The sequence below is a fragment of the Nocardiopsis sp. Huas11 genome, assembly GCF_003634495.1.
In the GTDB taxonomy this organism is placed as follows: Bacteria; Actinomycetota; Actinomycetes; order Streptosporangiales; family Streptosporangiaceae; genus Nocardiopsis.
The window spans coordinates 468,144-480,797 of sequence record NZ_RBKY01000001.1; the positions used below are offsets into that span (position 1 = coordinate 468,144).

At 72.7% G+C, this 12,654-nt stretch carries 14 protein-coding genes; 3 read left to right on the plus strand and 11 right to left on the minus strand.

The genetic code is table 11. The features are described 5' to 3' along the window. Positions 1-104 precede the first annotated feature (104 nt). Positions 105-992 carry a PaaX family transcriptional regulator C-terminal domain-containing protein gene (locus DFP74_RS02090; RefSeq protein ID WP_121187971.1) on the plus strand — a complete coding sequence of 296 codons (888 nt, stop codon included), beginning with the start codon at positions 105-107 and terminating at the stop codon, positions 990-992. On the opposite strand, the gene DFP74_RS02095 is transcribed toward DFP74_RS02090, so the two are convergent. The 10 genes from DFP74_RS02095 to DFP74_RS02140 all read right to left on the minus strand — a co-directional run bounded on the left by DFP74_RS02095 (position 979) and on the right by DFP74_RS02140 (position 10,467). Beyond that, the gene (locus DFP74_RS02095; RefSeq protein WP_199725854.1) at positions 979-1,440 is read right to left on the minus strand and encodes a RidA family protein; all 462 of its coding nucleotides are present in this window, start codon (positions 1,438-1,440) and stop codon (positions 979-981) included. The genes DFP74_RS02090 and DFP74_RS02095 overlap by 14 nt on opposite strands. After that, complete coding sequence (locus DFP74_RS02100) at positions 1,440-2,267, minus strand: enoyl-CoA hydratase family protein (RefSeq protein ID WP_121180152.1); 828 nt, start codon at positions 2,265-2,267, stop codon at positions 1,440-1,442. Before DFP74_RS02100 ends, DFP74_RS02095 begins: the two co-directional genes overlap by 1 nt. Continuing rightward, on the minus strand, positions 2,264-3,028 hold the full coding sequence (locus DFP74_RS02105) for an SDR family NAD(P)-dependent oxidoreductase (RefSeq protein WP_121180153.1): 765 nt from the start codon (positions 3,026-3,028) through the stop codon (positions 2,264-2,266). The genes DFP74_RS02100 and DFP74_RS02105 overlap by 4 nt, the downstream gene beginning before the upstream one ends. 292 nt (positions 3,029-3,320) lie before the next feature. Beyond that, positions 3,321-4,292, minus strand: coding sequence for a hypothetical protein (locus DFP74_RS02110; protein WP_121180154.1), 972 nt, complete (start codon positions 4,290-4,292; stop codon positions 3,321-3,323). Positions 4,293-4,617: 325 nt separating this feature from the next. Beyond that, positions 4,618-5,892, minus strand: coding sequence for a glutamate-5-semialdehyde dehydrogenase (locus DFP74_RS02115; RefSeq protein ID WP_121180155.1), 1,275 nt, complete (start codon positions 5,890-5,892; stop codon positions 4,618-4,620). Between the two features lie 256 nt (positions 5,893-6,148). Then, positions 6,149-6,919, minus strand: a complete 771-nt coding sequence (locus DFP74_RS02120) for a transposase (protein ID WP_233570761.1) — start codon at positions 6,917-6,919, stop codon at positions 6,149-6,151. 70 nt (positions 6,920-6,989) lie between these two features. After that, positions 6,990-7,436: a type II toxin-antitoxin system PemK/MazF family toxin gene (locus DFP74_RS02125; protein WP_121180157.1), complete on the minus strand. Its 447-nt coding sequence runs from the start codon at positions 7,434-7,436 to the stop codon at positions 6,990-6,992. A gap of 71 nt (positions 7,437-7,507) precedes the next feature. Next, positions 7,508-8,392, minus strand: a complete 885-nt coding sequence (locus DFP74_RS02130; protein ID WP_121180158.1) for an alpha/beta hydrolase — start codon at positions 8,390-8,392, stop codon at positions 7,508-7,510. A gap of 138 nt (positions 8,393-8,530) precedes the next feature. Further along, the gene (locus DFP74_RS02135; RefSeq protein WP_121180159.1) at positions 8,531-9,607 is read right to left on the minus strand and encodes a suppressor of fused domain protein; all 1,077 of its coding nucleotides are present in this window, start codon (positions 9,605-9,607) and stop codon (positions 8,531-8,533) included. A gap of 41 nt (positions 9,608-9,648) precedes the next feature. Further along, complete coding sequence (locus DFP74_RS02140) at positions 9,649-10,467, minus strand: endo alpha-1,4 polygalactosaminidase (RefSeq protein WP_121180160.1); 819 nt, start codon at positions 10,465-10,467, stop codon at positions 9,649-9,651. 196 nt (positions 10,468-10,663) lie between these two features. On the opposite strand from DFP74_RS02140, the gene DFP74_RS33415 reads away from it, so the two are divergent. Both DFP74_RS33415 and DFP74_RS33420 read left to right on the plus strand, forming a co-directional pair. Beyond that, entirely contained in the window at positions 10,664-11,056 is a 393-nt protein-coding gene (locus tag DFP74_RS33415) for a DUF2306 domain-containing protein (protein ID WP_121180161.1), read from the plus strand. 35 nt (positions 11,057-11,091) lie between these two features. Further along, the gene (locus DFP74_RS33420) at positions 11,092-11,538 is read left to right on the plus strand and encodes a DUF2306 domain-containing protein (protein ID WP_158612953.1); all 447 of its coding nucleotides are present in this window, start codon (positions 11,092-11,094) and stop codon (positions 11,536-11,538) included. Here the strand turns inward: DFP74_RS33420 and proB are convergent. Continuing rightward, entirely contained in the window at positions 11,493-12,650 is a 1,158-nt protein-coding gene (gene proB / locus DFP74_RS02155; protein WP_121180162.1) for a glutamate 5-kinase, read from the minus strand. The two genes, DFP74_RS33420 and proB, sit on opposite strands and share 46 nt — an antisense overlap. Between the last annotated feature and the right edge of the window lie 4 nt (positions 12,651-12,654).

Below are 12,654 nucleotides of genomic sequence, written 5' to 3' on the forward strand. Positions count from 1 at the left end.
CGGCCGTCAAGAGAGCGACATGACTTGTCGACCGTGCCCACGCGCCCCACCCCCGGCGCGGGACACCCCGGAGAGCGCCGGAGCGACCGCGCTATCGTGTGCCCGTGACGTCAAACAGCGAACAGGCACCTCCGGCCGCGACCGGGGACACCGAGAGGGTCAACCGCCGCCCGCGCTCGCTGATCGTCTCGTTCTTCGGCACCTACGCCCGCGATATCGGCGGTTGGATCAGCGTCGCCGACCTCATCGCCCTCATGGCCGAGCTCGGCGTCGACGCGCCCTCGGTCCGCTCGGCGGTCTCCCGGCTCAAAAGGCGGGGCCTATTGGTCCCCGAACGCCTCGGCGGTGTGGCCGGGTACCGGCTCTCCGACGAGGGGCGGCGCATCCTCGCCGAGGGCGACCGCCGGATCTTCGGCCACCAGGTGGCCAGGGTCGGCGACGGCTGGGTGCTCGTGGTCTTCTCCGTGCCCGAGTCCGAGCGCCGCCGCCGCCACGCGCTGCGCTCACGGCTGACCAGGCTCGGGTTCGGCACGACCGCCGCCGGGGTGTGGATCGCGCCCGCGCACATGACCGACCAGGCGCGCCAGGCCCTGCGCGACCTGGGCATGGACGGCTACGCGGACCTCTTCCACGCCGCCCACCTGGACTTTCGGGATCTGGGCGAGGCGGTGGCCCACTGGTGGGACCTACCCGCCCTCCAGGCGATGTACCAGGAGTTCCTGTCCGAGCACGAGCCCGTGCTGGGCGCCTGGCGCCGCGCCGGAGCGGCCGGGCCCCACGGAGCGTCCGACCCGCGGGCGGCGGCCTTCGCCGACCACCTGCGGACCGTCGACGCCTGGCGGCGGATGCCCTACCTGGACCCGGGCCTGCCGCCGGAGCTGCTGCCCGGCCCGTGGGCGGGCAGCCGGGCCTCACGCGTGTTCTTCGACCTGCACGCCCGGCTGCGCGAGCCCGGCCTGGCGCACGTGCGCTCCGTGGTCAGTCGGGGATGACGGCCAGGCCGACGAGCTCGACCAGCGCCTCGGGGTCGTACAGGTCCGTCACTCCGAACAGGGCCATCGCCGGGTAGTGGCGCCCCAGATGGCGCCGGTAGACCCGACCGAGCTCCCCGGCCGCGACCCGGTAGCCGGGGACGTCGGTGGTGTAGACGGTGAGGCTGACGAGGTGCTCGGGGGCGGCGCCCGCGGCCCGCACCGCGGTCACCACGTTGGCCAGCGCGAGGTCGAACTGATCGGTGAGCCCCGCGGCGGCCACACGGCCGTCCGCCCCGGAGCCGATCTGCCCGGCCAGGTGGACCAGCGTGCCCGGCGCCGTGACCACGGCGTGCGAGAAGCCCACCGGGGGCCCGAGTTCGGGCGGGTTGATGAGGGTGTGCGGGGTCGGCAGCATGGGATTGGGCGGGAGTTCCTCCGGCGGGAGGGGACGCGGTTCCGGTTCCATCATCGGCCCTTCCATTCAGGTCGGCGCTTGCCGGTGAAGGCGGCGTGGAACTCGGCGTAGTCGGCGCTCTTCATCAGCAGTGCCTGGGTCATGGCCTCCAGCTCGATCGACCCGGACAGGTTCATGTCCAGCTCGCGGGAGAGCAGTGCCTTGGTCTGGGCGTAGCCGAACGCGGGCCCGCCCGCCAGCCGCTCGGCCAGGGCGGCGACCGCGGAGTCCAGGGCCTCGTCGTCGACGAGTTCGCTCACCAGACCACAGCGGTCGGCCTCCTCGGCCCCGATGGTGTCGCCCAGCATCAGCAGCCTGGTGGCGTGGCCGAGCCCGACCACACGCGGCAGCAGGTAGGCGGCGCCCATGTCGGCGCCGGAGAGCCCCACCTTGGTGAAGAGGAACGCGAACCGCGCCGACCGGGCCACCACGCGGAAGTCGGCGGCCAGGGCGAGCACCGACCCGGCGCCGGCCGCGACGCCGTGCACGCCCGCGATCACCGGGACCGGGCACTCGCGCATGGCCTTGACCACCTCGCCGGTCATCCGGGTGAAGGCCAGCAGGTCGTCGGGTTCCATCCCCAGGGTCGCGCCGATGATCTCGTCGACGTCGCCGCCGGAGCAGAACCCGCGTCCCCTCCCCCGCAGGACCAGGACCCGGGTGTCGCCGCGGTGCGGGAGTTCGAGCAGCAGGTCGCGCAGGTCCGCGTAGGCCTCGAAGGTCAGGGCGTTGAGCTTGTCGGGGCGGTCGAGTGTCACCGTCGCCACACCGTCGGCGCGGTGGAGGTCGAAGTGGTCCCAGCGGTCGGTCAGGGGTACGGACCCCCGGAACGGGCTCACGAGTGGATGCCTCCTCCGTCGATGGTCAGGGTCTGACCGTTGACCGCCCGCGCCGCGGGGCTCACGAAGTAGGCGACGGCCGCGGCCACCTCCTCCGGCTCGACGAGACGGCCCAGGGGCGAGGCGGCGGCCAGGGCGGCCTCGGCCTGCTCCGCGTCGCGCCCGGTGCGCTCGACGATGTGGGCCACCGAGCGGTCGGTCATGGGGCTGCGGACGAACGTGGGGCACACGGCGTTGCTGGTGACACCGGTGCCGGACACCTCGGCCGCCACGGCACGGGCCAGCCCCAGCATGGCGTGCTTGGAGGCGGTGTAGGCGGCGGTGTAGCGGGCGCCGACCAGCGCGGCGGTGGAGGCGATGAACACCACCCGGCCGTGGTCGCGTTCGACCATGCCGTCGAGCAGGGTGCGGGTGAGCAGGAAGGCGGAGGTCGCGTTGACGCGGATCTGGTCCTCCCACAGCTCCAGCCCGGTCCCGCGCAGGGGCGCCGTCCGCGCGGTCCCGGCGTTGTTGACCAGGACCGAGACGGGTTCGAGCCGCTCGGCGACGGAGACCACCTGCTGTTCGTCGCGCAGATCGCACACCTGGGTGCGCACGGCCAGACGGTAGGCGCCGGCCTCCCGTTCCAGGGCGGCCAGGCGTGCGGAGTCGCGCCCGAGGGCCACGACCTCGTACCCCTCGGAAGCGAGCGCGATCACGATCGCCCGTCCGATACCGCCGGATCCTCCCGAGACCACGACACGCCGCACGGAGTCAGCCATGTGTGGACTGTATCACTCGGCCATGACCGTCGTCATGGTTCCAACATAGAAGCATGCGGCTCCCCCACCCTCCTCCTCGGCCCCTCGTCCGGTTCCTTCCCCCGGGCCGCGGCCGACCATGCCGACGTGTTCCCGAAGACCGGTCCAGGCGTCCCGCAACCCCTCGGCCACGACCCCCGGACACACGACAGCGCCGACGGTGTGGGGCCCGTCGGCGCTGCTTCGATGTTCGTGTTCGCCCGGTTGTGGGGACCGGGGCCCGGTTGTGGGGACCGGACACGCGTCACTGTCCCTAGAAGGCGGGACCGGCCTCCATCGCCTCGTCGACGGTCTCGGAGCGCGCCTCCTCGACCTCGCCCTGCAGTTCGTCCTCGTGCTCGGCGAACTCCTCGGTGACGGCGGCGGCCAGGGCGCGCAGGGCGACCTCCTCGGTGAGGATCTCGCCGCGCACGCGGTTGGCGTCGCCGACCTGGGCGGTGGGCTCGTTGCCGGAGGTGACCAGGTCGCCGCCGACGATGTTGTTGTCGAGGTAGGCGCCGCCGGTGATGTCGCTGACGGTCAGGTCACCGTCCACGTAGTTGACCGACGCGCAGAAGTCCGCCTGCTCTCCCGCGCCGACCGCGACCGGACCGGTGCCGGCGGTGAACGTGGCGTTGCCGATCACCTCGCTGTCGCACAGGATGCCGCCGCTGGTGGCACCGGTGACCGTGAGGTCGCCGCGCACGACGGAGTCGTAGAAGTCGGCGAACTCCACGCCCTCGGCGGTGACCGCTCCGCCCACGCGCGAGCCGCTCACGTAGACCGTGCCGGTGGAGGCGTTGACGGTGCGGACGCTGGAGTCGACGACGTAGGCGAAGCCGTCGTTGTCGGCCCCGTCGACGGGGACCGTGCGCAGGGCGGCGCCGGCGGAGCTGTCCTCCAGGTAGGTGCCGTAGGAGCCGCGGTTGACGACCCGGTCGCCGATCGAGCTCTCCGAGGCGTCGAAGTAGCCGTCCTTGCGGACGATCACCTCACCCTCGATCTCACCGCCGATGATGTGCAGGTTGGCGCCCTGGCGGACGGTCACGTCGCCCTGGACGACGGTGCCGTCCAGAAGGCAGCTCTCGCCCGCGGGGACCGCCAGGTCGGTGGGCAGGGTGATCGCACCTCCGTGTCCCGAGCACAGGGTGACCAGGTCGGCGTGGGCCGGAGTAGCCATCAGGGTGGATCCGCCGACGGCGATGGCCGCCACGGCCACGGTCGCGGCCTTGTTCCGGAGATTCATGCGAGGGGGTTCCTCTCGTGGTGACTGCGGGGGACAGGCGCTCCTCGGGAACCGAGAGCGGGGAGAGCACCGTGACACCTCAGCGAAGCTACCGACTCGTGATCGCTTTGGGAATCCTCTTTGGACGAATATCCGCTTCCGTCCAGGTTTCCGGCACGAGAATGATCCGCGTGCCCAATCGAGTTCGGACCGCGCGAATGCACGGTGCGGGCGTCGGACGTGCGAAAGGCCGCCCGGAACTCCGGGCGGCCTCGCGGGGCGGCGCCGTGCGCACGGCCGCGGACGTGCGCCACCGGCGGCGGGCACGGGCGGCGGGCGTGGGCGGCTACTTCAGGTGGCCGTCCCCGGTGACCACGTACTTCGTGGAGGTCATCTCGATGAGCCCCATCGGTCCGCGGGCGTGCAGCTTCTGGGTGGAGATGCCGATCTCCGCTCCGAAGCCGAACTCGCCACCGTCGGTGAAGCGCGTGGAGGCGTTGACCATGACCGCGGCGGAGTCCACCCGGGAGACGAAGTAGCGGGACTCCCGCAGCGAGTCGGTGACGATGGCCTCGGTGTGCTGGGTGGAGTACCGCCGGATGTGCGCGAGCGCGTCGTCGATGGTGGGCACCACGCGCACGGCCAGGTCCATGGACAGGTACTCGGTGGCCCAGTCCTCCTCGGTGGCCTCGACCACGGTCGCCGGGGAGCCGTGGACGGCGGCGACCGACCGGACGCGGTCGTCGCCGTGCACCGTCACCCCGGCCTCGGCCAGGGAGGCCAGCACGCGGGGCAGGAAGGCCTCGGCCACGTCGGCGTGGACCAGCAGGGTCTCGGCGGAGTTGCACACCGAGCAGCGCTGGGCCTTGGAGTTGGTGGCGATGGCCACGGCCTTGTCGAGGTCGGCGTCGGCGTCCACGTAGACGTGGCACAGCCCCTCGCCGGTCTCGATGACCGGGACGGTGGAGTCGCGCACGACCGACTGGATGAGCGTCTTGCCGCCGCGCGGGATGAGCACGTCGACCAGTCCGCGGGCCCGCATCAGGGCCGTGGCGGACTCACGGGCGCGGCCGGGCACCAGCTGGACGGCGTCGACCGGGACGCCGGTGCCCTCCAGGGCCTCCCGCAGGACCGCCACGATCGCGCTGTTGGAGGCGTAGGCGGAGGAGGAGCCGCGCAGGAGCACCGCGTTGCCGCTCTTGAGGCACAGGGCCGCGGCGTCCACGGTGACGTTGGGCCGGCCCTCGTAGATGATGCCGATCACGCCGAGCGGCACCCGGATCTGGCGCAGGTCCAGGCCGTTGGGCAGCACGCCGCCGCGCACCGACTCGCCCACCGGGTCCGGGAGCTCGACGATCTCGCGCACGGCGTCGGCGATGGCCTCCACGCGCTGCGGGGTGAGGGTGAGCCGGTCGATCATCGCCGGCGTGGTGCCCTCCGCCCTGGCCCGCTCGACGTCCTCGGCGTTGGCGGCGGTGATCTCGTCGGCGCGCTTGACGAGGTTGTCGGCGACGGCCAGCAGTGCGGCGTCCTTCACGGCCCGGCTGAGCGGCGCCAGGTCGGCCGCCGCGTCCTTGGCACGGGCGGCGACCGCGTGGACCTCGCGCTCGATGTCACTCATGGCGTTCTCTCCGTGTCTTCTACGCGCTCGCAAGCTCGCGACGGGGCTCGGGGCGCCCGGAGGCCAGGGTTCTTCGTCGTCGACTTGCCTTGCTCGCAAGCTCGCTGCGGCCCCGTCTCCTCCTGCAGAACCCTGGCGCGCCCCTCGCACGGGCACTCCGGTGGTCGGTTTCCAGCGTAGCGGGCCGGACCGTCCGGTGGGCGGCGCCGCCCACAGTTTGACATCCTCCCCTGCCTGAAAGGGCAGGGGATTCCAGCTACCACATCAGAGCGAGTTGGCGTTGCTGGGGTTCACGGGCGCTTGACCGCGGACGCGGTATCACCCCTCCGGCACACACCCGCCGGGGTACGGGACTGGCGTCCTGTCCTGCCGCGACATTAAGGGAAGCATTGGTGTCGGCGTTGCAGGAAAAACCGCAGTGAGTGCAGACGAACTCGGCTTGGTTCTGACGCGAGTTCTCATCGACCCAATGGCAGTCGCTACCACGCAGACTGGTGTTCTTGGCGGGCACGTCCTCCACCCGGCCCGGGGCCTTGTGGCCGGTGCGTTGGCCCGACCCATCGCCCGGGCCCGGGACCGGGTCAGGGACCAGGGCGAAGGCCACATGCCACTGCCCGCCCCGGTAGGTGATCCGGAAGGACTTGGCGTCGGGCAGCTCACGGCGGGTCAGCCGCAAGCGCACCCATCCGCAGCCGGGCACCTTGACCTGCCCCCACTTGCTGTTCAACTTCCGCACCAGGGCTTTGCGGTGCATGACCTGCTTGCCCTTGGCGTTCAGCAAGGGTTCACCATCGGGGGCGGTGGCGGGGACCCGGCTGGTGCCGATCACCCGGAACCCCTCATTGCGGTGCTTATTGCGCCAGGTCGGGTAGCCGTGGGTGCCGCCCAGGAAGTGGGAGATCGCCTGGTCGAAGTCCTTCAAGGCCTGTTGTTGGATGTCGGTGTTGCCCGAGGCCACCCACAAGAACCCCGCAGCCGTCTGCGCGTCCAGTTCGGCGGTGTCGGTCTGGCGGACCTGGGTGAGCATCCGGCTCATCGCCGCGAACCGGGGCGGTCCGTGCCGCCCGGCCGCGTGGCCGGGCGGCACGGAACCGTGCTCACTTCCAGCCGTAGCGGCTGCGCAGGACGTCGGCGACCAGCCAGAACAGCTCCTCGTCCATGACCGCGGCCTCGCGGCGGATGGACTCCTCGTCGAACTCGAAGAGGCGGTCGACCCGGATGAAGGAGTCCCGCCGCTCGCGGTCCCAGGCGCCGGAGCCGATGGGCAGCCAGTCCTCGCGCTCGTGGTGGTCGGGCCGCTGGGAGGACAGCATCAGGCCGTGCAGCCGGCCCGAGCGGCGGCCGACCACCAGCATGGGCCGGTCCTTGCCCTGGGCCGGGTCCTCCTCGAAGGGGACCCAGGTCCACACCACCTCGCCCGCGTCGGCGAGGCCGTCGCGTTCGGGTGCGTAGACGAGCCTGGTCGCGTTCTTGGCGGTGGGGATCTCGCGCACCGCGCCCTGGTGGGGATGGGCCTCGGCCGCGTTCGTGGTAGGTCGGTTCACGCCCCGCATCCTAGACCCGGACGGATCGAAGCGCGTCCGGCGCCCACCATGGGCGAGGCCGCGGCCGCCCCTCAGACCGTCCGGAGCGTGCGCAGGATGTGGGCCCGGGCCCGCCTCCCCTCAGGGGACGGCACGAGCGGGAAGACGTGGATCGCGCCCTCCTCCTCGTACAGGTCCGGGGTGCCGCCCGCCAGGGCGATCAGGTCGTTCAGCCGCCGGGTGTCGGGGTGGAACACGTCGGCGGTTCCGATGTACAGGTCCACGGGCGGCAGGTCCTCCAGGGGCCCGTTGATCGGGCTCAGGGAGGGCAGCGCGGGGTCGTCGCCCCCGGCCCAGGCCCGGGCGGCCTCCCGGAGCCACACCGGGCTCAGCCAGGGGTCGCGGACCTCGATGCGCGGGATGTCCGGGTGGGAGAGCGTCAGGTCCACCCACGGCGAGATGAGCAGGAGCCGGGCGGGCCGGGGCAGGCCGTGGGCCGGCAGGTCCTGGGTGAGGGCGAGGGCGAGCCCGGCGCCCGCGGAGTCCCCGGCGAACACGGTGCGTTCGGGGGAGGTGTAGGCCAGCAGGTCGCGGTAGACCGCCACCAGGAAACCGAACACCTCGCGGTGGGTGTGCTCGGGCGCCAGTCCGTAGATCGGAACCTCGACCCGGAAGCCCTCGTCGACGATGTGGGCGACCATGACCCAGTGCCACGGTGAGATCTCGGAGACGTAGGAGCCGCCGTGGACGTAGAGCACCGACCGGGAGGGCTCCCCCTGCGCCGGGAGCACGGTGTAGCTGTCGAATCCGTCGACGGTGCGCCGCGTGACCCGGTGCTTGCGCGTGAACCACAGGGGCGGCGCGGGGTCGTCCTTGGGCGCGTTGAGCCGTCTTCGCGCCCCGTCCACGCTCTCCACCGGGCGCTTGCGCGTCCGGCGCAGCCCCGCCGCGAGCAGCCGCATCGCCAGACTCGACATGCGTCCTTCCTCCCCCTCAGAACCGACTCGTCCTCAGAGGACCTTTTCACGTCCGATGAGCGGGACCGTCCAGGTGCCCCCCGATCGCGTGCCCCCGGCGTGGCCGCCGCCCCCTGCGGGCGGCGGCCGTCCCCGTCCTCAGCCGACGACCTCCCCCGTCTCCTTCCCGTATTCGTCGAGCATGACCGTGGGCGTGACCTCCAACCGCAGTCCGCGCATCTGGGTGAACGAGGTGAGTCCGCGCCGGGGGCCCAGGGCCGCGGTGAGCTCGTCCAGCGCCGCCGCCGGGACCACCACCGTCAGGGCGCCCTCGCCCTCGTCGCGGACGGCGTACTCCTCACCCGGCACGAAGCCCACGCTGGAGCCCTCGGCCTCCAACAGCAGTCCGTGGCCGAACGGCAGGCGGCCGCGCAGGGTCTGGGCGACGGCGGGGGCCTGCAGCGCCCCGACCCGGACCAGGGCGCCGGTGTCGTCGAGCTCCCAGGAGAGCGCGCCCACGTAGAGCGCCCCGGTGGTGGAGCCGTCGCGCTCCACGCCCTCCCGGACGGCGGCGGCGAACGCGGGGTCGGCCATCCGCGAGGCGCGGTCGACGTCGGTCACGTGCAGGGGCGCCGTCGGCTCCAGCAGGTCCAGCACACCCGTGGTGCTCCACTGCCCGGCGGCCTCGTACTCGTCCTCGGCGAGCCCGACCACCTGCAGGAAGACCACCCGGCCGTGCGGGGTGTCGATGGTGCCGAGCTCGGGGTCCTCGGTGAAGCCCAGCGCGCGCACCACCGAGTCCTGGCGGTCGGTCGCGATGGGGCCGTTGGCGTTCATCCGATGACCGGGTTCGAACCGGTTGCCCGAGGTGAACACGTAGCGGGCGAGGTTCTGCATCAGCGCCGCCGCCCACATCGGGGGCGCTTCCTCGTCCGGATCGCGGACCGGGCGGAAGGTCAGCTCGAAGCCCCAGCCGGACTCCTCGGGGTCGTCCGACTCCTTGGTGTACAGCTCGGTCAGGCCGTAGCCCACCATGTGCCAGTGCGGCACCGGTTCGGTGCGCGGGTAGGCGCTGATCCCGTCGAGCGGGTCCCTGCCGCCCAGGGACCAGGGGAGCATGGTCGCCAGGTGCTGGGGGTCGACACCCGGGTACAGGCGCGCCAGCGCGCCGTCGATCGCCTCCCGGCCGGGAGCGGCGTCGTCCTCGTGGGTGCTGTCGATGTCGTCGTTGTCCATGGCCGATAGACGGACCTGCCGCAGATCCGGTTCCCTTCCGGTCAGCAGCTCCGGCGCAGGTATTTCGCGTCACCGGGCACGAGCAGACCGCGGTCGCGCAGGATCGTGGTCGCGGGCGTGTCCGGGGCCTCGCAGACCTGGTCGAACGGGGTGTCGAGGGTGTCCGGGTACTCGATGACCAGGACGGTGGCGTAGACGTCGGTGTAGGCGGCGCACTCGTCGAAGGCCGCGCACTCCTCGGCCACGGCGAAGTCGAACCCCGCCTCCTCCCGTGCCCGCCCGGTCAGCTCGGCGGCGTTCTTCTGGGCGGCGGCCAGACCCCGCTCGTGGGCTCCCGCGACGAGCGCGGACGCCAGCTCCAGGTTGTCGTCGGCCGTCAGGCGCCCGCCGGAGCGGGTGTGGGAGTCGAGGTTGTCGAACTCCACGGCGTCGAAACCGCGTTCGGCGCAGCCGGCCACGGTCTCCCCGACCACGCGGGCGACCTCCGCACGGCCGGCGGGTGTGGAGGTGTCCAGCAGCAGTTCGTCCGGCCACTCCGGGTCGGCGACGGGCTCGCCGTCATCGCCCCGCAGGAGCAGGTCCGGGTGCTCGGCCTCCCATCGCGCGCTCTCCTGGGGCTGCGTCTGGAAGCCGTTGACGTAGCAGACGGAGTAGCGGCCCTCGGCGGGCTCCGCGGTGGCGTCGCGCACCACCGTGTCCACGTCCGCCGTCGGCTCGTAGGCGCCGCCGAGCTGGTAGTCGAACGGTCCGCCCGGGGGCGGCCCCGCCTCCGAGGCGGCGCGCGTGCCGGCGCAGCCCGCGCAGCCGGCGCACAGGAGCAGGGCCAGCAGCGCCACCGCGCACCGCGTCGTGTCGACCATGGCCGCAGCCTAGCCCCCGCCCCCGCGGGCCCGGAGGGCGCCCCGGGGCGGTCTCCGGCGCCCCCTGGCACCGGCCTCGGGGAAACGCCCGACGCGATCCGGGGTGCGGCCCCTATGCCCTCCGACGGCCCGTTCGCCAGACTCGGGACATCGGCCGGCGGCTCACGACCGCCGGCTCCTCCTCGAACGGAGCCCCATGGACGCCCCCTCCACCACCACGCCCTCCACCCGGCCCGGCTCCCGAGGGTTCCGGGTCGGACTCGGTGTCGTGAGCGTACTGTGCCTGTTGACCGCGCTGCCGGCCGTGTCCGCCTACGCGGGGCTGGACCCCGACGACTCCCGGGTCGGCCTGCGCGAGGCGGTGGCCTTCCACTACCCGCTGCTGATCGTCCACGTCGCGACGTCCACGCTCGCGCTGCTCGCCCTGCCCCTGCAGTTCTGGCCGGCGCTGCGGCGCTCGGGCGCGCACCGCGTCATCGGCCGGGTCGGTCTGTTCGCCGGGGTCCTGCCGGGCGCGGTGTCCGGTCTGGGCGTGGCCCTGCTGAGCACGTCCGGGCCAGGCCGTGTTTTTCTGCAGGCTTTCGGGTGAGCTCGCGGTCGTCAGGTCGTCTCTCGCAAGCCGATGTGCGAAGTTCAGCCTGGTGGTGCTGCACGAGCGCAGAGGCGCCGCGAGATGCGGTCCTGGCGGCCGCGAGCCCGGAATGCTGCAAAAAACACGGCCTAGCCTCCCAGGCCGGCTTCGCCCTGCTGTCCGTGCTGTGGTTCACCTTCGCCGTGGCCGGGTACCGGGCGGTGCGCCAGGGACGCCACGACGACCGCCGGGAGTGGATGGTCCGCGTGTTCGCGCTGACCCTGGCCGGCGTGACGCTGCGGATCCTCATCCCCCTTTTGACCGTGCTCCTGCTCCCGCTGCTGGAACCCGTGTACGGCGGCGACGAGGACCGGTACTTCCTGGAGATCTACCAGGCGATCGCCTGGTTGTGCTGGGTCCCCAACCTCATCGCCGCCGAGTGGTTCCTGCGGCGCTACAGGACGACGAGGTCGTCGCGGTGGACGAGCTCGCGCTCATAGGAGGGGCCCATCTCGCGGGCGAGCCAGCGCGTGGACCGGCCCATCAGGTCGGGCACCTCGGCGGCGTCGTAGTTGACCAGGCCGCGCGCCACCACGGTGCCCTGTTCGTCGCGCAGGTCGACGGGGTCGCCGGCGCTGAAGTCGCCCGTCACCCGCACCACGCCGGCCGGCAGGAGCGAGGCCTTCTCACTGACCACCGCCGTGACCGCGCCGGGGTCAAGGACCAGGCTCCCGCGGCCCGCGGTGGCGTGTGCCAGCCACAGCTGGCGAGCGGAGGGCCGCCGGCCCTCGGCGGGCGCGAACAGCGTGCCCACGCGGTCGCCGGCCAGGGCCGAGCGGGCGTTGGCGGCCGAGGTCAGCACGGTGTGGATCCCGGCCTCGGTGGCGATGCGCGCCGAGTCCACCTTGGTCACCATGCCGCCGGTACCGACCCCGCGCTTGCCCGCGCTGCCGATGTCGATGCCGTCCAGGTCCAGCGGCCCGCGCACCAGGTGGACCACGCTGGTCCCCTGGGAGGCGGGGTTGCCGTCGTAGAGGGCGTCGACGTCGGAGAGCAGCACGAGGGCGTCGGCGCTCATGAGGTGGGCGACCAGGGCGGCCAGGCGGTCGTTGTCACCGAAGCGCAGCTCGTGCGTGGCCACGGTGTCGTTCTCGTTGACGATCGGCACGGCGCCGATGTCCAGCAGGCGGCGCAGCGTGCGCTGGGCGTTGCGGTGCTGGACCCGGCGCATCATGTCCTCGACCGTGAGCAGCACCTGCGCGGCGGTCAGTCCGCGCTCGGCCAGCTCGGCGGTGTAGGCGGCCAGGAGCAGCCCCTGGCCGACGCTCGCCGCGGCCTGCTGCGAGGCGAGGTCGCGTGGGCGCCGTGTCAGGCCCAGCGGTGTCATTCCGGCGGCGACCGCGCCGGAGGAGACGACGATCACCTCCTGCCCCTGGGCGCGGCGGTCCGTCAGGACCTCGACCAGGTCGCGGATGCGTCCGGAGTCGATGAGGCCGTCGGGGGTGGTCAGGGACGACGATCCCACCTTGACCACGATCCGGCGTGCGCCCGCCACCGCCATCCGACCGGTGGTCTCCAGGGTGTCGGGCTGTTCGATCTTCGCGCTGTGCACCGTC

Bases quoted from the DNA above. Each gene is read 5' to 3' on its own strand.
- DFP74_RS02140 (WP_121180160.1), bottom strand. From the start codon at position 10,467: ATGGTCGACACGACGCGGTGCGCGGTGGCGCTGCTGGCCCTGCTCCTG.
- DFP74_RS02110 (WP_121180154.1), bottom strand. From the start codon at position 4,292: ATGAATCTCCGGAACAAGGCCGCGACCGTGGCCGTGGCGGCCATCGCC.
- DFP74_RS02120 (WP_233570761.1), bottom strand. From the start codon at position 6,919: ATGCTCACCCAGGTCCGCCAGACCGACACCGCCGAACTGGACGCGCAG.
- DFP74_RS02135 (WP_121180159.1), bottom strand. From the start codon at position 9,607: ATGGACAACGACGACATCGACAGCACCCACGAGGACGACGCCGCTCCC.
- DFP74_RS33415 (WP_121180161.1), top strand. From the start codon at position 10,664: ATGGACGCCCCCTCCACCACCACGCCCTCCACCCGGCCCGGCTCCCGA.
- DFP74_RS02130 (WP_121180158.1), bottom strand. From the start codon at position 8,392: ATGTCGAGTCTGGCGATGCGGCTGCTCGCGGCGGGGCTGCGCCGGACG.
- DFP74_RS02095 (WP_199725854.1), bottom strand. From the start codon at position 1,440: ATGGAACCGGAACCGCGTCCCCTCCCGCCGGAGGAACTCCCGCCCAAT.
- DFP74_RS02105 (WP_121180153.1), bottom strand. From the start codon at position 3,028: ATGGCTGACTCCGTGCGGCGTGTCGTGGTCTCGGGAGGATCCGGCGGT.
- DFP74_RS02115 (WP_121180155.1), bottom strand. From the start codon at position 5,892: ATGAGTGACATCGAGCGCGAGGTCCACGCGGTCGCCGCCCGTGCCAAG.